The organism is Achromobacter maghribensis, assembly GCF_057334215.1.
Genome location: NZ_JBHFII010000009.1, coordinates 58,864 through 81,943, shown reverse-complemented (window position 1 = coordinate 81,943; position 23,080 = coordinate 58,864). Strand labels below are relative to the sequence as shown.

30 protein-coding genes, 1 tRNA gene and 1 pseudogene are annotated in these 23,080 nt (G+C 63.4%); 9 read left to right on the top strand and 23 right to left on the bottom strand.

Annotated elements, in window-relative coordinates:
* The first annotated feature begins 50 nt into the window (after positions 1-50).
* Positions 51-893 (top strand): LysR family transcriptional regulator, encoded by an 843-nt coding sequence (locus ACE039_RS03870; RefSeq protein ID WP_448713009.1) that lies wholly within the window; start codon positions 51-53, stop codon positions 891-893.
* Positions 894-1,008: 115 nt separating this feature from the next.
* On the opposite strand, the gene ACE039_RS03865 is transcribed toward ACE039_RS03870, so the two are convergent.
* From ACE039_RS03865 to ACE039_RS03835, 7 genes are all read right to left on the bottom strand, one after another.
* Positions 1,009-2,136, bottom strand: coding sequence for a c-type cytochrome (locus tag ACE039_RS03865; RefSeq protein ID WP_485821719.1), 1,128 nt, complete (start codon positions 2,134-2,136; stop codon positions 1,009-1,011).
* Complete coding sequence (locus tag ACE039_RS03860; protein WP_448713012.1) at positions 2,130-2,921, bottom strand: ABC transporter ATP-binding protein; 792 nt, start codon at positions 2,919-2,921, stop codon at positions 2,130-2,132. The genes ACE039_RS03865 and ACE039_RS03860 overlap by 7 nt, the downstream gene beginning before the upstream one ends.
* Positions 2,915-3,928 carry an ABC transporter permease gene (locus tag ACE039_RS03855; protein ID WP_485821739.1) on the bottom strand — a complete coding sequence of 338 codons (1,014 nt, stop codon included), beginning with the start codon at positions 3,926-3,928 and terminating at the stop codon, positions 2,915-2,917. Before ACE039_RS03855 ends, ACE039_RS03860 begins: the two co-directional genes overlap by 7 nt.
* Positions 3,915-4,946 carry an ABC transporter substrate-binding protein gene (locus tag ACE039_RS03850; protein WP_105558866.1) on the bottom strand — a complete coding sequence of 344 codons (1,032 nt, stop codon included), beginning with the start codon at positions 4,944-4,946 and terminating at the stop codon, positions 3,915-3,917. The genes ACE039_RS03855 and ACE039_RS03850 overlap by 14 nt, the downstream gene beginning before the upstream one ends.
* Before the next feature lie 154 nt (positions 4,947-5,100).
* Positions 5,101-5,418, bottom strand: coding sequence for a hypothetical protein (locus ACE039_RS03845; RefSeq protein ID WP_105558865.1), 318 nt, complete (start codon positions 5,416-5,418; stop codon positions 5,101-5,103).
* Positions 5,419-5,647: 229 nt separating this feature from the next.
* Positions 5,648-6,526: an N-formylglutamate amidohydrolase gene (locus ACE039_RS03840; protein ID WP_485821718.1), complete on the bottom strand. Its 879-nt coding sequence runs from the start codon at positions 6,524-6,526 to the stop codon at positions 5,648-5,650.
* Between the two features lie 2 nt (positions 6,527-6,528).
* Positions 6,529-7,521: a Bug family tripartite tricarboxylate transporter substrate binding protein gene (locus tag ACE039_RS03835; RefSeq protein WP_485821717.1), complete on the bottom strand. Its 993-nt coding sequence runs from the start codon at positions 7,519-7,521 to the stop codon at positions 6,529-6,531.
* Between the two features lie 122 nt (positions 7,522-7,643).
* On the opposite strand from ACE039_RS03835, the gene ACE039_RS03830 reads away from it, so the two are divergent.
* Positions 7,644-8,588, top strand: a complete 945-nt coding sequence (locus tag ACE039_RS03830) for a LysR substrate-binding domain-containing protein (RefSeq protein ID WP_485821716.1) — start codon at positions 7,644-7,646, stop codon at positions 8,586-8,588.
* A 106-nt stretch (positions 8,589-8,694) separates the two neighbouring features.
* Here the strand turns inward: ACE039_RS03830 and ACE039_RS03825 are convergent, their stop codons facing one another.
* The 5 genes from ACE039_RS03825 to ACE039_RS03805 all read right to left on the bottom strand — a co-directional run bounded on the left by ACE039_RS03825 (position 8,695) and on the right by ACE039_RS03805 (position 12,099).
* The gene (locus ACE039_RS03825; protein WP_082386981.1) at positions 8,695-8,910 is read right to left on the bottom strand and encodes a hypothetical protein; all 216 of its coding nucleotides are present in this window, start codon (positions 8,908-8,910) and stop codon (positions 8,695-8,697) included.
* Positions 8,911-9,012: 102 nt separating this feature from the next.
* Positions 9,013-10,125: an AGE family epimerase/isomerase gene (locus tag ACE039_RS03820; protein WP_485821738.1), complete on the bottom strand. Its 1,113-nt coding sequence runs from the start codon at positions 10,123-10,125 to the stop codon at positions 9,013-9,015.
* A gap of 148 nt (positions 10,126-10,273) precedes the next feature.
* Positions 10,274-10,486, bottom strand: coding sequence for a hypothetical protein (locus ACE039_RS03815; protein WP_006218759.1), 213 nt, complete (start codon positions 10,484-10,486; stop codon positions 10,274-10,276).
* A gap of 393 nt (positions 10,487-10,879) precedes the next feature.
* Positions 10,880-11,104 (bottom strand): hypothetical protein, encoded by a 225-nt coding sequence (locus ACE039_RS03810; protein ID WP_448713051.1) that lies wholly within the window; start codon positions 11,102-11,104, stop codon positions 10,880-10,882.
* 83 nt (positions 11,105-11,187) lie between these two features.
* The gene (locus tag ACE039_RS03805; RefSeq protein WP_448713022.1) at positions 11,188-12,099 is read right to left on the bottom strand and encodes a DMT family transporter; all 912 of its coding nucleotides are present in this window, start codon (positions 12,097-12,099) and stop codon (positions 11,188-11,190) included.
* Between the two features lie 160 nt (positions 12,100-12,259).
* Here ACE039_RS03805 and ACE039_RS03800 point away from each other — a divergent pair, with 160 nt between their 5' ends.
* Both ACE039_RS03800 and ACE039_RS03795 read left to right on the top strand, forming a co-directional pair.
* Positions 12,260-12,730, top strand: a complete 471-nt coding sequence (locus ACE039_RS03800; RefSeq protein WP_006226939.1) for an Lrp/AsnC family transcriptional regulator — start codon at positions 12,260-12,262, stop codon at positions 12,728-12,730.
* Between the two features lie 114 nt (positions 12,731-12,844).
* Positions 12,845-13,078, top strand: a complete 234-nt coding sequence (locus tag ACE039_RS03795) for a hypothetical protein (RefSeq protein WP_105558859.1) — start codon at positions 12,845-12,847, stop codon at positions 13,076-13,078.
* Between the two features lie 67 nt (positions 13,079-13,145).
* On the opposite strand, the gene ACE039_RS03790 is transcribed toward ACE039_RS03795, so the two are convergent.
* The 3 genes from ACE039_RS03790 to ACE039_RS03780 all read right to left on the bottom strand — a co-directional run bounded on the left by ACE039_RS03790 (position 13,146) and on the right by ACE039_RS03780 (position 15,293).
* Complete coding sequence (locus ACE039_RS03790) at positions 13,146-13,739, bottom strand: BPSL1445 family SYLF domain-containing lipoprotein (protein WP_105558858.1); 594 nt, start codon at positions 13,737-13,739, stop codon at positions 13,146-13,148.
* Positions 13,740-13,956: 217 nt separating this feature from the next.
* Positions 13,957-14,211, bottom strand: a complete 255-nt coding sequence (locus tag ACE039_RS03785) for an RNA-binding protein (RefSeq protein WP_448713025.1) — start codon at positions 14,209-14,211, stop codon at positions 13,957-13,959.
* A 203-nt stretch (positions 14,212-14,414) separates the two neighbouring features.
* Positions 14,415-15,293, bottom strand: a complete 879-nt coding sequence (locus ACE039_RS03780) for a MurR/RpiR family transcriptional regulator (protein ID WP_448713027.1) — start codon at positions 15,291-15,293, stop codon at positions 14,415-14,417.
* Positions 15,294-15,426: 133 nt separating this feature from the next.
* Between ACE039_RS03780 and ACE039_RS03775 the strand changes: the two are divergent.
* Positions 15,427-16,425, top strand: a pseudogene (locus ACE039_RS03775) (Bug family tripartite tricarboxylate transporter substrate binding protein).
* A 10-nt stretch (positions 16,426-16,435) separates the two neighbouring features.
* Positions 16,436-17,389 (top strand): M14 family metallopeptidase, encoded by a 954-nt coding sequence (locus ACE039_RS03770; protein ID WP_448713030.1) that lies wholly within the window; start codon positions 16,436-16,438, stop codon positions 17,387-17,389.
* 59 nt (positions 17,390-17,448) lie between these two features.
* On the opposite strand, the gene ACE039_RS03765 is transcribed toward ACE039_RS03770, so the two are convergent.
* Together ACE039_RS03765 and ACE039_RS03760 are read right to left on the bottom strand one after the other, a co-directional pair.
* A complete protein-coding gene (locus tag ACE039_RS03765) occupies positions 17,449-17,883 on the bottom strand; it encodes a GNAT family acetyltransferase (RefSeq protein ID WP_313458768.1) in 435 nt (144 codons plus the stop codon).
* 274 nt (positions 17,884-18,157) lie between these two features.
* A complete protein-coding gene (locus ACE039_RS03760) occupies positions 18,158-19,072 on the bottom strand; it encodes a PhzF family phenazine biosynthesis protein (RefSeq protein WP_485821715.1) in 915 nt (304 codons plus the stop codon).
* A gap of 178 nt (positions 19,073-19,250) precedes the next feature.
* On the opposite strand from ACE039_RS03760, the gene ACE039_RS03755 reads away from it, so the two are divergent.
* Positions 19,251-19,640: a hypothetical protein gene (locus ACE039_RS03755; RefSeq protein WP_105558851.1), complete on the top strand. Its 390-nt coding sequence runs from the start codon at positions 19,251-19,253 to the stop codon at positions 19,638-19,640.
* Here the strand turns inward: ACE039_RS03755 and ACE039_RS03750 are convergent.
* Positions 19,637-19,840: a hypothetical protein gene (locus ACE039_RS03750; protein ID WP_485821714.1), complete on the bottom strand. Its 204-nt coding sequence runs from the start codon at positions 19,838-19,840 to the stop codon at positions 19,637-19,639. The two genes, ACE039_RS03755 and ACE039_RS03750, sit on opposite strands and share 4 nt — an antisense overlap.
* An 11-nt stretch (positions 19,841-19,851) precedes the next feature.
* Positions 19,852-20,589, bottom strand: coding sequence for a hypothetical protein (locus tag ACE039_RS03745; RefSeq protein ID WP_485821713.1), 738 nt, complete (start codon positions 20,587-20,589; stop codon positions 19,852-19,854).
* 230 nt (positions 20,590-20,819) lie between these two features.
* Between ACE039_RS03745 and ACE039_RS03740 the strand changes: the two genes are divergently transcribed.
* On the top strand, positions 20,820-21,365 hold the full coding sequence (locus ACE039_RS03740) for an anti-virulence regulator CigR family protein (RefSeq protein WP_485821712.1): 546 nt from the start codon (positions 20,820-20,822) through the stop codon (positions 21,363-21,365).
* 102 nt (positions 21,366-21,467) lie between these two features.
* Here the strand turns inward: ACE039_RS03740 and ACE039_RS03735 are convergent, their stop codons facing one another.
* Complete coding sequence (locus ACE039_RS03735) at positions 21,468-21,677, bottom strand: cold-shock protein (RefSeq protein WP_105558848.1); 210 nt, start codon at positions 21,675-21,677, stop codon at positions 21,468-21,470.
* 244 nt (positions 21,678-21,921) lie between these two features.
* Positions 21,922-21,998, bottom strand: a tRNA-Pro gene (locus tag ACE039_RS03730).
* Positions 21,999-22,027: 29 nt separating this feature from the next.
* On the opposite strand from ACE039_RS03730, the gene ACE039_RS03725 reads away from it, so the two are divergent.
* Positions 22,028-22,234, top strand: a complete 207-nt coding sequence (locus ACE039_RS03725) for a hypothetical protein (RefSeq protein ID WP_485821711.1) — start codon at positions 22,028-22,030, stop codon at positions 22,232-22,234.
* Here the strand turns inward: ACE039_RS03725 and ACE039_RS03720 are convergent.
* On the bottom strand, positions 22,231-22,671 hold the full coding sequence (locus ACE039_RS03720; protein ID WP_448713040.1) for a MerR family transcriptional regulator: 441 nt from the start codon (positions 22,669-22,671) through the stop codon (positions 22,231-22,233). The genes ACE039_RS03725 and ACE039_RS03720 overlap by 4 nt on opposite strands.
* Before the next feature lie 58 nt (positions 22,672-22,729).
* Positions 22,730-23,080 (bottom strand): integration host factor subunit alpha, encoded by a 351-nt coding sequence (locus ACE039_RS03715; protein WP_105558846.1) that lies wholly within the window; start codon positions 23,078-23,080, stop codon positions 22,730-22,732.

Below are 23,080 nucleotides of genomic sequence, written 5' to 3'. Positions count from 1 at the left end.
CTGATTACTTTAACTGTCATCGGAATATCCTATGACCAGCCGTCGCCGCCATGCTCAATCCCCTCTGGCTCAAGACCTTTGCCGCGGCCGCCGCCGCGCCCAGCTTTACTGAAACCGCCCGGCGCCTGGGCCTGACCCAGCCGACCGTCAGCGAACATGTCCGGCAACTGGAACAGGCCGTCAACCGCCGCCTGTTTCTGCGCGACACGCACTCGCTCACGTTGACCAGCGATGGCCGCAGCCTGCTGGTGCACGCGCAGATCATCCTCGACGCCCATGAACGGGCCGAACGGCTGTTCGATGCGCCCCGGCTGCGCGGCCGCGTCCGCCTGGGCACATCCGACGATCTGGCGATGGGGCCGTTGCCCGACGTGCTGGCCGCCTTCCGGCTGGCGCATCCTGAAGTGGAACTGGACCTGACCATCGGCGTCACCAGCGAGCTCTACAAGCTGCTGGACGACAACGGGCTGGACGTGATGATCGGCAAACGCCGCCGCGGCGACCGCCGGGGCCAGACCTTGCACAAGGAAGCCTTGCTGTGGCGGGCCAAGGAAGGCTTGCGCATCACCGCCGACGAACCGCTGCCACTGATTCTGCTGCGCGAGCCCAGCGTGACCCGCACGCTGACGCTGGACGCGCTGGCGCGCGCCGGCCGCAGTTGGCAGATCGTCTGCACCAGCACCAGTTACGCCGGCTGCCAGGCCGCCGCCCGCGCCGGGCTGGGCATCACGGTGCAGCCCTCGCATCTGTCCACGGCGGGCTTGGCCGCACCTGCCGGGGCCGCCCAATTGCCCCCGTTGCCGCAAGTGGAATTCATCGTCATCGCGGCCCCTGCCCCGAACAAGCCGACGCGTGCGCTGACCGAAATCCTGATGCGCAGCACGCTGACCTGACCGGGTCGGATGCCCCGCCCCCCCATTTTATGCATGGGCTTCGCCATCGCGGTGTTACCTTCCGCGCATTAGCCATCCTCTGAAAGGTTCACATGCTGTCCAGAGCGGTAGCGCTTCAAGGCCTGCTGGAGGGCAACCTAATCGCCACACGATCCATCGCCGTCAATAAATTGCCCAGCCCGCCGGGCGCCGCGCCATCGATCCGGCCGCCCGGGCCGCAGACGTTGTCGGCGCTGGTCCAGCTCGGCGCCGTGCCGGGCAGCCGGCGGGCACGCAACCAGCCGTGCCGGTCCACCATGAATTGCGCGCCGGCCAGCGCATCGGGCGGCACACCGGCCGCCAACGCATAGGCGTCCCAGGCGCCGCGCGCGGCCGCCGTGCAATCGGCATTGACGTCGCCCACCGCGCCGCGGGTCAGCGCGATCGTCAACAAGCGCGGGTCTTGCGGCACATCCGGCGTGCCTGGCGCATGCGCTACCACGAGCAACGGCAAGCCACGCAATCCGCGCAGGGTCTCGGCCCGGCCATCGCGGCAAACCAGGCCCACCACTGGCGCGGGGATCGCCGGCATGCCTGCGCCGCCGCTCGTACCATACGCCCGCAAACGCAGATAGTCGAACACCCGCCAGATGTCGTCGGCGCTTAACACCGCCAGGAACCCGTGCTGCGACGAAGCGGACGGCTCGGCGCCCGGCAGCGTCCGATCCCCCTGCGCCACCCGCCAATGCAATTCGCCTTCAAGACGGTTGTCGAAAAGCGGCGCGCCCAACACGCTGGGCCATACGGGCAGACCGGCTGCACGCGGTCCCCGGCCGTCCGCCGCCACACCATGGCAGGCGGCGCAATGTGTCTGATACAGCCTCCCGCCCTGCAGCACGTTGGCGTCCGAAAACTCCAATGGCGAACGCTGGTAAGACGTGGTGTGCGCCTCCGTCAGCAGCATCTGTAGCCGCGGCCACGGCGCGCTAAGCGCCAGCACGCCCGCCAACGCCGTCAGCCCGTACCGCCAGCGCCGTAAAAGCAAGGCGCACACCAGTAGCGCCAGGGCAACGGCAGACTGCGCCAACGCCAGCCATAGCTGCCGCCACGTGTGCGCGCTGACGGGCAGGTCCGGGTCATAGCGCCACGCGAACGGCCAGTAAGACACGGTCAGCAACGCCTGCGGCTGCCGCAAAATCGCCACGGCAAAAGCCAGCCCCGCTAACCCCAGCACGGCCAACGCCACCCCCAGTCGCCTCACCACGTCGCATCCAGCCCCAGCAAGGCCAGCGCGCGATGACGCAATACCGCCAGCCTGGGGTCGCCGCGATGCCGCGGATACGGCAGGTCGTTGACGATCTCGTCCTTGATCCGCGCGGGCCGCTCGCTCAGCACCACGATGCGCGACGCCATGAACAGCGCCTCTTCCACGTCGTGCGTCACCAGCAAGGCCGTGAATCCCGCGCGCTGCCACAGCTCGACCAGTTCGGATTGCATGGCGATGCGCGTCAGCGAATCCAGCTTGCCCAAGGGCTCGTCAAGTATCAGGATGCGGGGATCATTGACCAGGGCGCGGGCCAGCGCCGCGCGTTGCGCCATGCCTCCCGACAGTTGATGCGGATACGCCTTGCCGAACGACGCCAGACCTACCCGCCGCAACGCGTCGTCCACGCGATGACGTTCGGTCTTCAACAGGCCGCGCGCCTGCAAGCCCAGTGCCACGTTGTTCCACACGGTGCGCCAGGGGTACAACGTGGGATCCTGGAATACGACAATGCGCGATGGCGACGGCCCATCGATCGGTTCGCCGTCCGCCAGTAAGCCGCCTTGTACCGGCGGCTCCAAACCCGCCACCAGCCGCAGCAATGTCGATTTGCCGCAGCCGCTGGGGCCCAGCAGCGCCACGAACTCTCCCGGTTTGACGTCGAGATCGATGTTGTCCAGCACCGGCAAAGCCGCGCCGTCCAGGTCGAAATGATGATTCACGCCCTGCACGGTCAGTGCCGCGCCGCGCGAACCGGGCGCTTGCGCCACGGCTGCCGCTACCATTTCACCACTCCTTTCTGCCACGCCAAGAGGCGGTCGCGCCCCACGAACAACAAGGTGATCAGCCCCGAGAACACCAGCGCCATGACGAATAGCGCGCCATACATGTTGGCGTAGGACGCCCAGCCCTGCGCCCACGACAAGTACCAGCCCAGACCGGACTTCACGCCCATCATTTCCGCGGCCACCAGTACCGAGAACGACGCGCCCAGCCCCATGAACAGGCCCACGAAGACCTGGGGCAAGGCAGCAGGAATCGCCACGCGCAACACCAGGAACCATTTATTCGCGCCCATCGTGCGCGCCACGTCGTAATAGGCGCGGTTTACACCCGCCACGCCGGACCACGTCAGCACCGTAACGGGAAACCACGTCGCCAACGCGATCAGGAACACCGCCGCCGACCAGCTGGAAGGAAAGAAGAAGAACGCCATCGGCAGTAACGCGGTGGACGGCACCGGCCCCAGAAAGCGCAGCACCGGATGCACCCAATAGCCCAGCCCGCGCGACCACCCGATTGCCACGCCCGTCAGGAAGCCAGCGGCCGCCCCAAGCAGGAAGCCATTGGCCAGCAGCCACAGCGAATTGACGAGGCTGTCCGCCAGGCGCTTGTAGTCGGTGACGTACACCTCGATCAACGACTGCGGCGGGGCGAAGAATGGGCTAGGCAACAGCGCCAGCTTCGCCGTCGCGATTTCCCAAGCGCCGACCGCGAAGGCAAGCGCCAGCAGCCACGGTCCGGCGCGCCTCAAGGCGCGCACCGGCCGTGCCTGCTCGACGCCCGACACCGCCGCCAGCAGAAGTAGCGCCGCCAGCCCCAAGGCCGCCACGCCGAACTCCCGCGTATAGCCCCAAGACGAAAAGCCCACCTCCACGTTCGGCCACCCCAGCGTCACGCCACCCACACCCGCCCACACAACGGCGGCGGCCATGCCCGTCTTCCACAAACGCCAGCGTGGCGCCGGCGCGATGCCCGCCACGCAGTCAGGCGATGCTTCAACCGAGAACATCGGGCACCACCACTTTCGCATACTTGTTGATGTCCAGGTTCGCGCTCAGCACCTTGATCGTCTTCAGATCCTTGGCGTAACCCACGATTTCCTCGCGCAGCGCAGACCCCGTGGACGCGTGCCCGTGGCTATGGCTGCGCAAGATCGCCGCCACGCGTTCGGGGGGCACCTTGCCGGGCACGTACGGCGCGAAGATACGCGCCGTCTCGTCGGGGTTGGACGCGGTCCAGCGCTGCGCGTCGATCACCGCGCGCGTGATGGCTGCTGCGGCTTCGGGATCCTTGCGAACCAGGTCGCCGCGCAAGCCCAGCACGCAGCACGTGCGGTTCTCGTAGTCACCCTCAATGTTGGTCGCGATCTCGCGCAGGTTGTTGTCTTCGCGCAGCGTGTAAATCAGCGGGTCGTCGCCTGCAATCGCGTCCACTTCGCCCTTTCTCAGCACCTCGCCGAACAGGTCCTGCGGATACTGACGCCAATCGACAGAATCGGGATCGATGCCCAGTTGCGCGACGCGGATCGCAAAGAAGTTCTTCACCGGGCTGGCTTGATCCGACACCGCGACGCGGCGGCCCTTCAAGTCGTTCACGCTCTTGATGGGCGAATCGTCAGCGGTCAGCAAGCGCATGCAGCCGCCGTGCGTGCCCACGGCCAGCTTCACGTCAAAACCCTGCTCCAGAGGCTTGAGCCAACGTAACGCCATGCCGATGCCGCCATCGGCGTGGCCCGTGGCGATCGCTTCCAGCAACTGATCGGTCGAGCCGCTGAAGTTGATGCGTTCGACCTTTAACCCGTACTTTTCGAAGAAGCCACGCTCAAGCGCCACGGACACGGGCGACTGGCAGACCGCCGTCTGGCTCCATGCAATCTTGAACGCGCGCGGAGCCGAATCGGCCGCCAGCACGCGCGAACCCAGCATGCCCAGCGGCGCGGCCAATCCCGCGACGCTTGCCGCGCGCAACAGGGCGCGGCGTGAGACTCCCCGCGCGGTAAGCGCGGCGAAATGGACGTTCGTATTCATCAACCTTCCTTTTGAGCAGACTGTGAATGGCGATGATTGCCATGCGGCATCATCAGCCTGCGCTCAGGCGTTCGACAAATACAAAGTCGGGATAACAATATGGGGCGCTGCGCCGGACATCACGCAGCCGGCCCGCCTGGGCCTGTCTTGCGCGCTACTCCGGCAGGTGGTCGGGAACGCCGTCCTCGTCCACGCTTTTCACGCGGTCCAATGCGTTGCGCGCCGCCGACATGGCTTCGATCGTGCTGCGGAAACGGCGGCTGACGAAGATCTCGAAGGGCTGACCTTCGGACTTGGCCGCATCCGGTTCCGCGGCTTCCCTCCCTTGGCCGCCTGCGTCCCCGTCCGCCTCTCCGGGCTTGGGCTTTGGCGCAAGACGCCTCGTCTCCAGGAACGCCCGCGGCGGCGTGCGGCCCTCGGGTTGCGTCGCGTACGCCACCACCGAAAATCCGTTGATCGTCTTCTCTAGCATTACGGTTTCCTATCGCCACAGCCGAAGGCGGCGCAGCTCGTTGTTAGCGACAACGGCCGACAGCAAGAAAACTTAAGTCTCTGAAAATGTGGCCCCCACGCCGCAGCCGCTGACGCGGCCTTGCTGCCCCCCAAGGGGGCTTTTTTTTCTCGGGGCGGCCCCACGAAAAAAACAGCCGGAATTGATCCACATCAATTCCGGCTTTTGGCGCGTTTACGCACACGCGAGTCTATTTTGTCGACGTAACGGCGTTCATGCGGACCCGCACGTAATCGGCCACCTGCTCCAGCACTTGCGACAGATGGCCGCGAAGCTGTTCGAAGCCCGGGTTGCGTTCGCGCGTGGCCTCGTCCATGTATAACGGACGCCGGATTTCCACTTGCAGGCTGTGACGGTTCAATGCCGGCTGCCCGATCTGCGCGATCAATTGCACGCCCTTGTAGGGATCGTTGCGCGCGACCGTATAGCCCAGATCACGCAGCGCCTTCTCGATCAGCGCGATGAATTCGGGCTCGCAAGTCGTGCCGTCGCGGTCGCCCAACACGAAGTCCGCCAACGGATGTTCGCTCTGCCGCCCCAGACGTTCGTAGGCGTCATTGGGCATGGAATGCAGGTTCAGGTGCCAGACGGCGCCGAAACGCTGCTCGACCCGGTTGATCGCCTGCGACAGGGCCGCATGGTACGGCGCGTAGTACGCCTGAATGCGGTGCCGAACTTCGTCCAGCGACAGCTTGCGATCGTAGATCGGCGTGGCCTTGTCCATCCGGCGCCAGATCAAGCCCTTGCCCAGCCGCGTCTTCTCGCCCGGCGACAGCGGTTCGGGCCAGGGCTCGGCCAGCAGTTCCGGGTCCAGGTCCTGCAACGTCCGGTTGGGGTCGATATACACGCGCGGAAAATTCGCCGCGATCAGCGTGGCGCCCAACGCGGGGGCCGCCGACCACAACGCGTCCACATGCGTGTCTTCGCCCTGGCGTAGCTGCGCGTGCGTCGCCGCGGCCCCGAAGTCATCGGGATAGCGTTCACCGCTATGGGGCGAATCACAGACCAGCGGCAGGGCCGGCCCTTGGGGTTCATGCACGGAAACCGCGTTGAAATCGGCGTTTCTCATCGTCAGTCAGCCTGGATGTTGGCGGCCTTGGCCACCTTGGCGTAGCGGGCCAGGGCCTGTTCGATCTGGACCTGGAACTCTTGCGGCGTCGTCGGCATCAGCGTACCACCCACGTCCTCGGCCTTCTTCTGGAACTCCGGGTCCTTCATCGCGGCGCGCACCGCCTGGTTCAAGCGGTCGACCACGGCGGACGGCGTGCCGGCCGGCGCCACCAGGCCGAACCAGCCGCCCGTGCCCATGTCGGGATAGCCCAGTTCGATGTAGGTAGGCACGTCCGGCAACAGCGGCGAACGCTCGGCCCCCAACACGGCCAGCGGACGCAATTTGCCGCCCAGCACCTGCGGCAACGTCGACGACAGGTTGTCGGTGATCGCATCCACCTGCCCGCCCATCACGTCGTTCAAGGCCGGGCCCGCGCCACGGTACGGCACGTGCAGCAGCTTGATGCCCGACAGCATCATGAAATTCTCGATGTTCACGTGGCCCAACGAGCCAACGCCCGGCGAGGCGAAGCTGTAGCGGTCGGCCGGCGCGCGCTTTGCCAGCGCCACGAATTCGGCCATGTTCTTGGCCGGCAGGTTCGGATTGATCGCAAAGATGCTGGGCACGGCCACCACATTGGCCACCGGAACGAAGTCCTTTACCGGGTCGTAATTCATCTTGCGATACACGGCCGGGTTCGAGCCATGCGTGCTCATCGTGGCCATGCCGATCGTGTAGCCATCGGGCGTGGACCGGGCCACTTGCTCCATACCCATCGAACCGCCCGCGCCCGCCTTGTTTTCGACAACGATGGTCTGCTTCAGGTCGCGGCCAGCGTATTCCGCCACCAGGCGGGCGACGATGTCGGTCGAGCCGCCAGCGGCGAACGGCACCACCAGCTTGATGGGACGGGAAGGATAGTCGGCGGCTTGGGCGACACCGGCAAAGGACAGCGTGGCAAACATGCCGGCAAGCGCGAAACGCGCGGACCGGCCCAACAGGCGGCGGGACATGGGGCTACTCCGAAAATTGAAAAGTCGTTGTGGGTCTGCAGATACGGCCGCCAGTGTCCAAACTTTACGATCCCCTTTCAAACGACTATATTGCACTCCTTCATTACCAAAGGTCATGCTCAATGCGCCTGCACTCGCCGTCCATGTCAGAGTTGCACGCCTTCATCACGGCCGCGCGTCTGGGCAGCTTCACGCAAGCGGCGCAGACACTGTGCGTGACCCAGGGCGCCATCAGCCGGGCCATCTCCCGCCTGGAAGCACATTTTGGCCAGCCCCTGATGCACCGGAACGCGCACGGGCTGACCTTGACCGACACGGGCAAGCGGCTTTACGAAGGGGCCCAGGCGCCATTGCAGGCGATCGAAATGCTTAGTACCGAACTGCGGGCCGACGACCGCCGCTTCCGCCTGACGTTGTCTACCGTTCCCACGCTGGCCAGCGCCTGGCTGGTGCCGCACCTGCCGGATTTCCACCAGCGCCATCCCGAGATCCAGCTGAGTTTCGCGGCCTATCGGCGCAATGAGGACTTTTCAGGCGCAACGCCGGATGCCAGCATCCTGTCCGGGACGCCCGAACAGTGGCCGGGCTGGCAGGCCGACTACGTGATCGGCCGGGAAATGGTCGTGATCTGCCACCCGGGCCGGTTGGCGGCAAGGCAGGCCCAGGGCCTGTGGAACACGCCGCACGGCCTGCTCGGCGAACCGCTGCTGTATCACTCGAACGGCAAGGACAACTGGGCGCAATGGTTCACCGCCGCAGGCGTGCCCCGCGACGCCGTCACGCTATCCAACGGTTTCGATCAAGTTTCCATCCTGGTCCGTGCCGTGATGGCCGATATGGGGATCGCGGTACTGCAACGCTGCCTGGTGCGCGACGAGCTCCAGTCCGGCCGCGTTGCCGCCCCATTTCCCGATCTGCCCATCCGCCTCAGCCGCGGCTACCACCTGTGCGCGCCCGCCCAACGCCGGGATCACTACGCCCTGGCCTGCTTTCGGCAATGGCTGCTGCAAACCGCCAGCGCGGATCCCGACGTCGTGGCCGCCAGCCCCGGCCGGCAGGCGGCTTGAGCCAGCGGCGCGGAACCATAACGTTTCACAAATACCCTGCGAACAATTTCAAAATGAAACGGGCCTCTTCTCAGAGGCCCGGTCGGCATACGGTAACGCAGCGCGATCAAGGCGCGAGCTTGAAACCCAGGTCCACGCCCCACTTGTCCGTTTCACGCAGCCATTTCGCCCCGCAGCTCAGGCAGCGGAAGTGGTCTTCACGGCTTTCCTCACGCCCTTTCTGGGTGGGATTGGTGAAACCTTGATGTCCCAGGTGCGAATGCGGCGCAACGCCCGACAGCCCCGGGTTAATGCGTTGGCAAGCCAAGCACATAACGCTCATTGATGCTTCCCTACAAACAGTGTTAGCAAATTGTAAGGGATTTCACCAATGTTTTTCTATCAAATCCTAACAATAGAACGACAATAATTGTTAACGCCGCAATTAAACAACGTCCGGCAAGGCGGCCAGGCAGGTTGCCAGATGATAAGGCGACGTAGACGGCATGTCGGCGCGCACCACCGCCCCGCCGGCGTCCAGGCACTCGAACCAGCCCCCGTCATGCAGGAACCGGGCGCGGAAATCGGCCAGCCCCGATGCCAGCGCGGGCCGATCGCCCAGCACCGCCAAGGCGCGCAGGTATTCCGTCTGCGCCCAGATGCGCCGGGTACCGTCAACAACGGCGCCCGATTCGTCCAATGACGCCAGCACGCCGGGCCCGGCAACATCCACGCCATGCTGGCGCGACCACAGCACGGCGCGCGGCAGCGATTCCACCAGGTCCAGCCCATCGAAAACCTCGGCGGCGCCATGCACCAGCGACAGCCATTCAAACTGGTGCCCCGGCTCAAGGCGGTTATCCGCCGTGCCTTGCAACGCTTCCGAAATGCACTGCGTCGGCACATGGACGAAGAACTGGCTGATCGCCTGCGCCAAACTGCGCAAATGCTGTGCGAACAGCGCGGGCTCGGCCACCTGCGCCGCAGCCAGATACGCCTCGGTCAGGTGCATCATGGGATTCTGCGCGGGCGGGCGCAACGGCTGGCTAAAGTCGGGGCTGAGCGCAGCGTGGTACAGCCCGTCACGGGTCTTGAAACGCGCCTCGATGGTTGATGCGGTGGCCAGCATCAGCTTGCGGGCATCGGCCTGGTGGCTGCGCTGAAAATAAGCGGCGCATGCCAGCACGACAAACGCATGGGTGTAGAGATCCTGGGTTTCGTCCAGCGGCCGCGCATCGGCGTCCACGCTGTACCGCCAGCCGCCCTGCGCTTCGTCGCGGAACACGCGGCGCAACGAATCGAACAGGCGGTCCGCATGCTGGCCGGCGAGCGCGCCGGGCGCCTGCGAAAACACGTACAGCTGGCGCGCGCAGGCCATGGCACGGTAGCGCACCGGTGCAAGCGGCGCACCCGTCGCGGCATCCAGGGATTCGTAAGGGAGACCGGCCGCGTCATTGAAACCCTGCCCCATCCACAAAGGCAGAATGACGCTATCGAAATGTTCGCGCAACGCGCGGATATGATCCGCGAGAGAGTGGTTGGTCTGTGCGGCAGTCATCTTGGAACGACGCATGCCCGAATAGGGCCCCAGGTTTTGGAGCAGCAACGATAACCGAAATTTTCGTCGCAAACTTTCGAGCATTCTCCGCAGCGTCATGCACGCACAGACCAGTTTAACCGCTTAGCTTCGCCCAGGGCGCAATGCCCTATCGGAAGATATTTTCCTCAACCCAGTTCTGCGCGAAAATTTCCGCGCGATCACGTGCTTCGTCCAACGAAGCGCAGTTGCCCAAGTGGGAAAACGCGGCATCCACTTCGGTGCCGCCCTCGGCCGTTACCGTCAGCAAAACGCCATATCCGCCGGTATCCATGGCCGCTGTGGAAACGTCGATCAGTACTTCCTGGTCACGATGCTGCATGTGCTACCTCCCAGTCGGTTACCTAAACGCGTGAACCACGCGTGACGTGGCGGGTGGAGAAAATCCCGCATAAATAAATAGACCTGAAAGCGTCACGCAAGTTCATCTTACTGGCGACGAAGCCTGTGCGATACGTCTGGAAGATGCCAAACCGAACATTCCGTCTCAGGAGATTCCCGTACTGTCCGGCCAATAACCGCGAACGGGCGACATACTGCGAAATCATTCGCAAACTATGCCGATATTCGGGCTAAGGACCAGGGCAGCCGCGATGCGGGGACGATTGATTGGCAACCGGGACGGGATGGCAGCCAGGACGGGATGGCAGCCAGGACGGGATGGCAGCCAGGACGGGATGGAAGCGCCTGGCACACCTGCCGGCGTGCTTGCCGGTCAACGCACGTGAATTGCGCCAGGCTCTTCCATACGCAGGGCAAGCTTGCCCTTTTCGGTGATCGTCCAGCGGCCATCGACGCCGGCTTGAACGCAACGCAGGGTGACCAGCGCCTTCGCGACTTCATCGGGCACGTCGACTTGAGCGGCGCCGGGTTCGGAACTGTCAGCCACCAGCCGCAGCCAATGACCCAATTCGCCTTTTTGGAAACGATGCAATGCCATGCGTGGTTCTCTCTTGAATCCCTCAACGATAGCACGCCCGCCTTCCCGCCCCAGGGTCAGGCCAGCAACCATTCCAGGGCGTTCTAGGAAGGACGCAGCACCATCGCCCGCTTGAATCGGGAGGCTACGGCGGACGCGGCCACGCTTGCGCCGATCAGCGACAGGCCCAACACCAAATCGCCCGACATGCGTTCATGGAACACCAGCGCGGACACGATCAGGCCGATCACCGGCACGCACAGCATCGCAATCGACGTGGCGACAGGCGGCATCTTCTGCGTCATGCCCAGCACCACGATGAAGGTCAACGCCGTGGCCAGCGGGCCGGTATAGAGAATGATGGGCCAAGCCTCGGGCACCGCCAGAAAATCCGGCGCACCGTCGCGCATCCACGCCAGCGCAGCCAGCGGCACCGTGGCGATCGCGGTTTGCCAAGGGATCATGTCCGCTCCCAGGCGCACATGCCGGTTGCCGCGCAGCTGGATGATGTTGCAGGCCCACGCGAACGAGGCGCCCAGCAGCATGGCCAGGCCGATCACCGTATGCGCCTGCCACGGGCTGAACGCCGGCGCGACGATCACGCCGATGCCTGCGTAGCTCAACGCGGTGGCCAACCATTGACCGGCCGACAACCGCTCTTTCAGGATCAGCGCCGACAACGGAATGACCCAGATCGAAGTCGCGTAGGCGATGACGGATGCGCGCCCGGGCGCCACGTATTGCAGCGCCCACAGCGCCAACGCGGTGAACGCGCCCATCTGCAGCAGCGCCACGCCTGCTACCAGCGGCCATTCCTGCCGCGTCGGCAGGCGCAGGCGTCCCATGGCGCCCAGCACCAGCACGCTGATCAGCGCCGCCGACCCGAAGCGGCTGGCGGCCAGCCACAGCGGGCTCATGTGCGTCAGCCCCAACTTCATGACCGGCCAATTCCCGCCCCAGACCATGACCGCGCCGATCAATGGCAAAAACTTGCGCAACGTACTTTGCTGACTCATTACTGCCCGGTCTACTGCTTGATTATTCTGCGCTTTGGCCGATTAGCCGAAGGAAGAAATAGTCTATAGGGTAAACCCCGGCATATTTCACTTCAATTCACTTCGATAAACTCTTCCCACAGCACAAAGCGACTGCACATTCACCATACCTAGGTAACTTATGCCGGAAATCAACCTGGATGCCACTGACATCCGAATCCTCAACGAACTTCAGCGCGATGCGAGACTGACGAATGTCGAGCTTGCCGCCCGCGTGAACCTGTCAGCCTCGCCCTGCCTGGCTCGTGTTCGCCGCCTGGAAACCGAGGGCTTGATCGATCGCCGCGTCACGCTGCTGAACGCGCGCAAACTGGGGCTGAAAGTCAACGTGTTCATCCAGATCTCGCTGGACAAGCAGCGCAAGGCCGCCCTGGACGTCTTCGAGCGCGAAATCGCCGTCCTGCCGGAAATCATGGAGTGCTATCTGATGTCGGGAGACGCCGACTATCTGATCCGGGCACTGGTGCCGGACGTAGACGCGCTGGAACGCCTGATCGTCGAGCACATCACCCGCATCCCGGGCGTCGCCAGCATCCGTTCAAGCTTCGCGTTGAAGCAGGTGCTGTACACCACCGCGGTTCCGCTCGCTTGACGATACCGCGCGTCGCTTTTCGGAAACTTGCGGGATGCCGCCGCCGCCCGCACAATGAGCGCGTCGGCTGCTATCACGCCGGCATCCCTCCCATCGCTTAGCAAGGAGCAAACCATGCCCGAAACTGAATGGTTCCCCGGTGGCACGCTACCCGATCGTCAGGGCTACTTTGAAGTGGAATTCGACACAGGCGAAACTGAAATCACGCGCTACGGCATGCTGGGTTGGGAACCCGAGCAAGACCGCGGACGCATCGTGCGCTGGCGCGGCCTGGATCCGGATATCGAAGAAGCCGAAATGCAGCGCGAAAACGCCGTGCGCACCAACGGCGACACCCTGCTCGGCTAAGCACGCCGACCCAAAAACAAAACGCCGCGGAGAAATTCCGCGGCGTTTTGTCTTGAGCGCTACGCGCTTACCAGTTGAGCTTGGAGATCTTGGTGCCGGCCAGCGACACGCCAGCCATGAGGCCGCCGTTGTTCATCACGAAACCGACAATCGGTTGCTGCGCCGTATTGGTATCGATACGGCCGTTCGCGCCCACATTCACGACCGCCACCGTGGCATCGGCGCCGACGGTCCAGCCGCTGCTGTTGCGGAACTTGTTCAGCGCATCGTCCGTCATGAACAGCAACACCATGGCCTTGGATTGCGCACCGGCCTGGAAGCCGATCGAACCCGCGGTCGTGCTGTAGTAACCCGCATTGGCGCCGCCGACTCGCAGCACGCCATTGCCATGCTCGGCGCCTACGATGAAGCTGCCGCTAAGCACGTCAGGAAACACCAGCACGCCTCTTGCGCGCGCCACCAATTCCTTGGATTGCGGCGAGGCCTCGTACAGCTTGGTCAACGTGGCGTTGGCCGCGCTGTTCATCGACTCGCGCTTCTCCGAGGATGTCGCGGAGTCTTTGGGGCTGGTGGTGGAGCAGCCTGCGAACAGCAGACTCGCTACACCGATCGTCGCCGCCGCCAGGCCAACACGACGCAGGACAGGAAAAGTATCAAACATGGAACTCTCCTTTTTGTTGCCATCCGCTACCACTGTACCGGCCAATCCCACCGGTATACGGCACGCGATTGTGATAAACGAAACAAAACCTACCGGTTGCCGCTTCCGTTAACGCGTGCCGTCCTCAAGTGTCATGCACCTGCCCGACCCCTCTGAGCTGTCGAAAACCAGCAACATTTGGTAGGGCAATGGCAGGACAATCGGGGGGTCCGCGCCCTTATAGAATGCCATAACGGGGCTCGCCCGTGGCCTTGTCCACCGAAACAATCCCCGACAGCACCAATTCGGCATGGCGCCTTGCTACCGCCGCATCCGCGAACGTCACGAATCTGGGCAAGGACCAGCGCTGCACGCCTTCGCCGTCGCCCGAACGCCGCACCGTCACTTCGATGGCCAGCACGCCAGCATCCAGGCTCACGATCTCGCATCCCACTTGAAAACCATCGATATGGCGCTGCGGCCACGCGCTCATGCTTATCGCTCCTGAAATGGTTGTATCCGGGCGCAATATGCCAAAAATAGAAGCGCTTGAAAAGGAGTCCTTTCAACGGGTCATGACGCACTAATCAGGGTAGTGCGGGCGCATCTTGCAGAGGGTAAAAAAACACGCGAATTCAGGCTTATTGGCCCCCGCGCGCGTTTTTCGGAAATGGCGGGAAATGAGGGGCCGACGCCCTATTTCGGTGCAAGGTCTTCGCCCGCTGGCCGGATCCACTTCGACTCCCACAGATCTTCGCCGCGTTCCAAGGCCGCGCCCAGCGCTTTGCGGCTGCGCTGCGCGACGGCGGCCAACAACGCGTTGCACACTGAAAACGCCGCCGTATAGGAATCGAACGGGGACGCGCTTGAACTGCGCGCGACCAGCACATGGTGCGCCGATGCGGCGGCAGGCGCCGACGCAGCGTCCGTGATCAGCACCACCTTGCCGCCCCGCTGCCTGAAGACCTTCACCGCATTCGCCGTGGCAACCGAATACCGCCTGAAGGTGAACGCCAGCAGCACATCGTCGGGGCCGATCCACAGCAACTGGTCTTCCAGGAACATTGGCCCCGGCCCGCCTATCGGCCTGACCGCCGGAAGGCACAGATTCAGGTACAGCGCCACATGGCTGGCCAAAGGTGCCGCTTGCCGCAAGCCCAGCACATGCACGCGGGATTTGCGCTGCGTCAGCAGGCGCACGGCGCCTTCGAACGCCCCCACGTCGAGGGCGGCGAACGTCTCCTGCAGATTGTGCTGATCATGCAGCAACGCGTTGTGCAGGCAGGCCCGCGCCGACGGATTGTCGCCGCTGACCGCGTCGGCGCGTTCGCCCGGTGAAGCCAGGCGCGCCGTCACTTCCGAACGCGCCTCCATCTGCGCCTGCGCAAAGCTCTCATAGCCCAGCTTGGCCAATAAGCGGACAACGGTGGACGCGCTGGTGCCGACGCGCTTGGCTAGCGCAGTCGCCGATTCCAGCAGGCTTTGCGGATAGCGCGCCTGCATCTCCTCGACCAGCAGGCTTTCGGTCTTGCTGAGCTTCTTGGCGTAGGTGGCGATGCGTTGGTTCAGATTCATGATGGCAGCGATTCCACAATAGGCGGCACTAGGTGATAACCCCAAATTCCACAATATTCATTGCATCTTATATTCTTGCCTGCAATGAGTATTGCAAAATAGACCAATCCGACTTCGACCACAAGAGAGCGCCATGAAGCATCCCTCCGCTGCGCCGTCCCTGATGCGCCGCAGCCTCGTCCTTGCCGGGCTGGGCGCAGCCGCCCTGCCCCTGACGGCACGGGCCAATGCCTACCCCTCCCGCCCCATTACGCTGGTCGTGCCGTTTCCCGCAGGCGGATCCGTCGACTTGATCGGCCGTATCTACGCGGACGCGCTGGGCCGGGCGCTAGGCACGACCATCGTCATCGAAAACCGCGATGGCGCGGGCGGTGCCATCGGCAGCCAGCGCGTGGCGCGCGCCAAGCCTGACGGCTACACGCTGGTCGCCTCGTCGCAAAGCTCGCATCTGGCCAACCCCCTGATGCGCAATGATCTGGGCTATGACCCGATCAAGGATTTCATCTCGATCTCGCAGTTGTCGCGCACGCCGAATGTGCTGGTGACGAACATCGACGTGCCAGCCAAGACCCTGACCGAATTCGTCGCGTTGCTGAAGGCCCGTCCCGACGAGCTGCACTACGCAACGGCCGGCATCGGCAGCATGGGCCAGCTCAACGCGGAACTGTTCAAGAACACCCTGCAGGTGCAGGCCATGCATGTGCCGTACCGTGGCGGCGCGCCCTTGATCAACGCCCTGCTGTCCAATCAGGCGCAGTTCGCGCTGGACAACCTGGCGCCCTTCCTGCCCCACATCCAGGTAGGCAAGATGCGCGCGCTGGCCGTGGCGGCGCCCAAGCGCCTGGACGCCCTGCCCGACGTGCCGACCTTCGCCGAATTAGGCTACCCGGTCCTGAACGCAATGTCGTGGATCGGGCTGGCCGCCCCGGCCGACACGCCAGACGACATCGTCCAGGCCCTGCTTGCCGCCGTACGCTCGGCCGCCAGTCAGGACGGCATGCCGCAAGCGCTGGAGAAGGCCGGCGCCCTGCCGCCAGAGAACCAGACTCCGCAATAGTTCACCACCATGATGACCGAACGCCTGGCGCTGTATAAAGACCTGATCGACCGCGCCGGCATCCGCCCTGAATAGGCCCCATCCCATGCAAAATCCCGCTTTCGAACCCGACACCGCCCCCCTTGAAGTCTTGCCCCGCGACCTCTCGGCCTACCGGGAGGGCAACACCGGCATCCCTTACGTCCACCGCTTCGAGTCCGGCGTACCCGGCCCGCACGTGCTCATCAACGCCATCACCCACGGCAATGAGATCTGTGGCATGGTCGCCGCGACCCATCTGCTGGACACCGGGGTGCGCCCGAAGATCGGCACGCTCACAGTCAGCTTCGCCCACGTCGAAGCGTATGAGGCGTTCGACATCGACCAGCCCTACGAAAACCGCCAGCTGGTGCACAACCTGAACCGCATCTGGTCCGCAGCCATGCTGGACGGCACTGAAGACAGCCCCGAATTGCGCCGCGCCCGCGAACTGCGCCCGGTGCTGGATGCCGCCGATTTCGTCCTGGACATCCATTCGACCCGCGCGCCGGTCCAGCCATTCTGGGTCTACAACGAGATGGACCGCAACACCGCGCTGGCCGCCGCCGTGGGCGCGCCGTTGGTGCACCTGGTCATGCCGCAGCACAAGTTCCCGGGCACGGGCGTCATGGGCTATGGCCATCATGGCGATCCGCTATCTGACAGCGGCGGTTCGCTGGTGGTGGAATGCGGGCAGCACTTCGCCAAGTCCGCCGCCGACCTGGCCACCGATGTCACGATGCGCTTCCTGGCGCACACGGGCCTGATCGATGCCCCGGCCGGCGCCGTCCCGCCCCCGGCCCCGCAGCGATACCGCCTGCTGGAGGTCCACATGGTGAAGTCCGACGACTTCCGCTTCACGCGCCCAGTCATCGGGTTCGAGACCTTCGACAAGGACGAGCTGATCGCCACGAACGGCACCGAAGAAATCCGTTCGCCATGCGACCACTGCACGATCTTCATGCCAACTCGCATGCCGATCATCGGCCGCGAGGCCGTCTACCTGACCGTCGCGATCTAAACAACGGCTGCGTCGGCCGCGGACGGATCCGGCACATCCCCGTGCCGGATCCGTTCCGCTTAAAGGTCAGGGATCAGCCGCTTGCCCAGGCTGACCACCTCGTCTTGCTGAAACCCCAGCGATTCGTAAAACCCTTGCACCGCCACGTTGCCCGCGCGGATCAGCAGATTGATCTTGGGGCACCCCATTTCCAGCAGCTTTCGCTCCACCGCGCGCATCAGCGCGGTGGCGTAGCCGCGCCGCTGATGCGTGGGCGAAACCGCCAGGTAGTTGATCCAACCGCGATGGCCGTCATAGCCGCCCATCAGCGTGCCCACGAGCGCGCCCTGCGCCTCACCCACCAGGAAGAGATCGGACTGCACGGTCAGCTTGCGCGCGATGTCTTTCACCGGATCGTTCCAGGGTCGAGTCAGGCCGCAATCGTGCCATAGCTGGACGATGGCGCACTCATCGGCGGGATGGTAGGGCCGGATGGAAAGGTCTTGGGGGGTCATGCTTCGTTCCTTTGACAAGGGGACGAAAGCCTGGCGATACGCCTCGCGAGCGGGAACGGCAAAGCACCAACAAAAAGGCCACGAGGGGTATCGTGGCCTTCAGGATGGAGCGCCGAAAATTCAGCGCCTGAACGTGACTTGCCACTCAACGTAGACGTCGAGTGATTCGTCGGTTATCTGCGCGGCGTGCCGGCGCGAAGTGCATTGCGTTCATGCAAAGAGCATACACGAGCCCCTGCGCGGCAGGCAACACCGTGCAACACGGCTTGAGCCATCAAGACGCCTCGGGCGCAGGCAACGTGCCTTCCATGACGATGACCGCCTGGCCCGCAACGCCCGCCCAGACGCCGTCGGACCGAGACTCTGCGTGCGCCAGCAGCAAGCTTGCCCGGCCCATGTCCACACCCTGCTTCACGCGTAGCCGCAACATCCCGTCGCCTCGCAGTGCCGCGCGCAACGCCGTCATCGCCGCCGTCGCGCTGCCCGTGGCGGGGTCTTCGGTCATGCGTCCGGTGAACATCCGGGCCTGGATGTCCGCCGGCGCGTCGCCGGCGTCTGCGGCCGTGTCGGTGGTATAGGCATAGATGGACTTCGCACCGTCCAGCGGCAGCAGCGCGGCATAGCCATCAACGTCCGGCGCCGCGCGGCGCAGCGCATCGCGGCTGCGCAACTGCACGACCAGAAAGATCAGCCCCACCGAGACAACCTGCGGCGCGTGCGCCGACGTGTCGATGTCGGCGGGCTCCAATTTCAAGGCCCGGGCCACCGCCGCCACCGGCGCTTCGCTGGCGCGCGACAACGGCTGCGGCGCCAACAGTTCCACGCCCTCCACACCCTTTGCGCCCGCCGTCACCGAGATCCGCACCAGGCCCGCCGCCTCTTCGAAAACGAATGCGTCCGGCGCGGGACGCCCGGCGGTGATCATCTCGCGCGCCAGCACTGCCGCGGTACCCACATTGGGATGCCCGGCGAACGGCACTTCGCGGTCAGGCGTGAAGATGCGTACCCAGGCGGTATGCGCCGGGTCTTTCGGCGGCAACACGAAGCTGGTTTCCGAATAATTGAATTCGCGCGCGATACGCTGCATCTGCGCGGACTCCAGCCCCTGTGCGTCCAGCACAACCGCCAACGGGTTGCCGCTATAGGGCTCGGTGGTAAAGACATCGGCGGTGACGTATCGGTAGCGCATGCAGGCTTCTCTTTGTGCGAAGGAAAGGACGCAGTATGCAAGGGCGCGGCCACCGCGCGACAGGCACAGAACGGCAGAACTTTCGCCATAACAGCACGGCGCGGCGCGCGGGTCGAGTAACCTGTCCGCCAAGGACGCATTCGCGCCCCAATGCACGCTTACCCGAAAGGAATGCACCATGGAAAACCCTTTTGGCGACTCCGACGAACCCTCCAGCGACCACCGGCAATATCTGGTCCTGATTTCGGCATCGAAAGACAACGCCTCGCTCGCACAGAAGCTGCTCGAAAACCTGAAGAAACACGTCGACGAGCGCGCCGCCCCGCTGTGGATCGACGCCAAGGGTATTGGCGTCCTGTTGACGACGGATCTGGTCGCCTCGGACATCTGGCGGGAAATGTTCCAGAAGGAACCCGGCCAGGACTACGGCGATACCCGCAATATGCTGGTGCTGGAAATCGGCCGCGATTGGGCTGCCCGCAGGGACGACAAGATCGAACACTGGCTGGCCAGCCACGTCGGCAATCCCCTGCCGCCCGCGCCGCGGCGGGCAGATAAGCGCCGTTAAATAAAGCCCGTCAGCAGGCGTGAAACCGCGTCTGGTTGATCCAGGGTGAGCAAGTGGGCCGTGCCCGTTACTTCCATCTGCGCCCGCCACATCCGGCGATCACAAATCGCCGCATGCAGGAAGATAACGGGGTCGCCCCTCCCCATGACTTCCGCGGCCAACATGGCGCGGCCGGCTTGGATTTGACGAAAGGAGTTCATGGGGATCGACCTTACCGACGCTCGCGGTACGCAACGGCGCACATCGTCGTGACCATCATCACCATTCCGAGACAGAGCAGGATGCCCAACAGGCCAAGTGCAATCGCGGCAAGCGACATGTCGGATATCGCCTTCGACAGCAAGGCGCCCGTAAGCACCAAAAATACCGCCAGCAAGAACAGCACGCTCATCATGGACCAAGCCGGTGTCTGCCCTTCTTGGCGCGTCCGCCAAAAATCGTAGCGCCCCGATACGGCCGCCCGTGCAAGGCTCTGGAAAAACGTGCTGACCAGATACAGTACCGGCAACCAGATAGCCGCCAGCGCCAGGAACAGGCTTACGAAGAACACGCTATCGAGAACGCCGTCCAACGCAAAATAAAGAACCACGGGCACCCGGGCGGTGGCGTACATCAAACCTGTGCCTATCGCGATAAGCAGCGCCAGCAGGCCAAGAGACATCCACTCGGGCTTGCCCAAGCGCCAGTCCGGGCTGTTCGCATGACCGCCGGGAACGACTTGCCGAAGCCAGGCGACCGACACGCGCGTCAATGCCAGCAAATTTACGACGATAAACAGGAAAAATGCCGAATACACCGAGGACCGATGCGGCAACAGCAGCGCGACCGGAAGCGTCATGACAAACACGGCAAACGCCCATGGCGTCGATTTCAATAGTCGACCGCCTTGCTGCCGGAGCGCACTTGCGGTCAACGCGAAATAGCGGTTTGCCGGGAGATTGCTCGACACGGGGATCCTTTGCACGATTGGTTTTGCTCTGATGCGCGGAAGTTATACCAGCACTTTGCCCTTTCGGCATGCCACCCAAACCGCGCGCGGCCACACCGCCCTCCAATCCTTTCGTCTATTGGCTCCAGACCTGCTTACATCTTTATCAGTTTGGCATCTACGCCAAAAGGCTTGCCCGCCCTAGAATTGGATTGCTGTATTTCGGCTAATCCGCCAACCAGGAGCCATCCATGAGCGCCCTCACAACCAAAAAATTCATTACTGCGGCCATTTGCTGTGTGTTCCTGGGCGGCAATGCCCTGGCCGCTCCTCCCGAAGGAAAAGGCAAGTCCGACAATTCGGGTCAAGGCCAGGGGAATTCAAGCAACGGTAAAGGCTCGGGCAAGGGCAACGGCAACGGCAACGGCTCAAACAAGGGCAATAGCGGCAATAACGGCAATGGCGGCAATGGCGGTTCGTCAAAAGGCGGCGGAGGCGGTTCCGGTGACGTGAATGTCACGCTTCGCCACGCCGGCATCACGATCACCACCGCCAGAGGCTACGCCTCAGAATATGGGATGTCTGGCTACAGCTCGTTGCCGCCAGGGGTCCGCAAGAACCTGGCTCGCGGCAAGCCCCTGCCTCCTGGCATCGCAAAGAAGATGGTCCCGGGCCCGATGCTGGCTCGCCTGCCGGTTTATCCCGGCTATGAATGGAGAGTCGCCGGTTCGGATCTGATTCTCGTAGCGGTGGCTACCGCAATCGTCGCCGATGTGCTTTTCGACGTTTTTGACTGACGTAAAACCCAAAACGAAAGGGCCGGATCCAATGTTTCAAAGGATCCGGCCCTGCCAATCTGCCATCAAGCTGCTTGCGCTACGGCAAGCAGCTCAGCGCAATTAGATCAATTTGATCATGGTCGCCTGAGGACCTTTCTGTCCTTGGCCGGCGACGAACGAAACACGCTGATTCTCTTCAAGCGATTTGTGCCCGTCACCCTGAATTTCGGAGTAATGCGCGAAGAGGTCTTTACCACCCAGTTCCGGGGAAATAAAGCCGTAGCCCTTGTCGTTGTTGAACCACTTCACGATACCAGTTTCAATCTTCAATGTATGTCCTAGAGGTACAGGGAAAAAATATTCCCGCGGCCACTATGGGCGATTCGTCTCCATAAAGATATCGCTGTTTCGCAATAACACATCTTAGGCCCCTGCCCAGCGACCATCGCTCATAGATGCACCCAGCAAAGGGCAATGCACCACAGCTTCCCAAATACAAAAAATACGAAATACGAATACGAAAAACCAATGAGAAAGGCCGTTAGTGATTTCTCACTAACGGCCTTGGAACTTCTGGTCGGGACGGCGGGATTCGAACTCGCGACCCCTTGCACCCCATGCAAGTGCGCTACCAGGCTGCGCTACGCCCCGAAAGAAAGAGAGTATAGCAGAACAAAAATTTGTTTGCACGCATTGGTGCAAAAAAAGTGCTGAATACTCAAAAAAATTTGCGCTTCATGTTCCTCGCCTGCACAAGCGGTGTGCAAGGCGGCGCACGAAGCGCAACGTACTGCTTGCTGGCATCGCGCGTCGCTTCAAGCGCCACGCGCGATGCAGGTACTACGTTCGATCAAATGATCTTGGACAACTGCGCCTTCACCGCTTAAGCGGCGGTGCCGACGGTGCTTGCGCTGGCCGGTACGCTCGCCGCCGCGTTTGGCGGCAAGCCCAACGCATCGGCCAACATCGTCGAGACGTTGCCGAGCTCGTTGCGCAAGGCCTGCATTTCGGCGCCCGACAGACGCACCGCGGCATCTTGATCATGCGGCGTGTCGCGCGCGTCGCCCAGGCGATTGCGCGCGCCGCTGATCGTGAAGCCTTGCTCGTACAGCAAGGAGCGGATGCGCCGGATGAGCAGCACTTCGTGATGCTGATAGTAGCGGCGGTTGCCGCGGCGCTTCACGGGTTTGAGCTGCGTGAATTCCTGTTCCCAGTACCGCAAGACGTGGGGCTTGACGCCACACAACTCGCTGACTTCGCCAATGGTGAAGTAACGCTTGGCGGGGATGGGCGGTAAGGTAACGGTGGGTTCAGTACGTGTCATAAGCGAATTTTATGCCGCGCGGGCGCAGGAAGCCGATAACAATTACCGACAAAGCGTATCACTCCGCGGCGTCCGCGGCATCGGGCGCAGCAGGGGTCGCCTGCTCCACCACGCTCTTGAGTTTCTGACTCGCGTGGAACGTGACCACGCGGCGTGCGGCGATGGGAATGGTCTCGCCGGTCTTGGGATTGCGGCCAGGGCGCGGCGGCTTGTCGCGCACCTGGAAATTGCCAAAGCCCGAAAGCTTGACCGAATCTCCGCGAGCCAGGGCATCGCGGATTTCTTCGAAGAAGGTATCGACGATGTCCTTGGCTTCGCGCTTGTTCAGGCCGACACGCTCGAAGAGCAGTTCGGCAAGCTCAGCCTTGGTCAGAGTGCGCGGCTCGGCAGCAAGCATACTGTTCCCCAT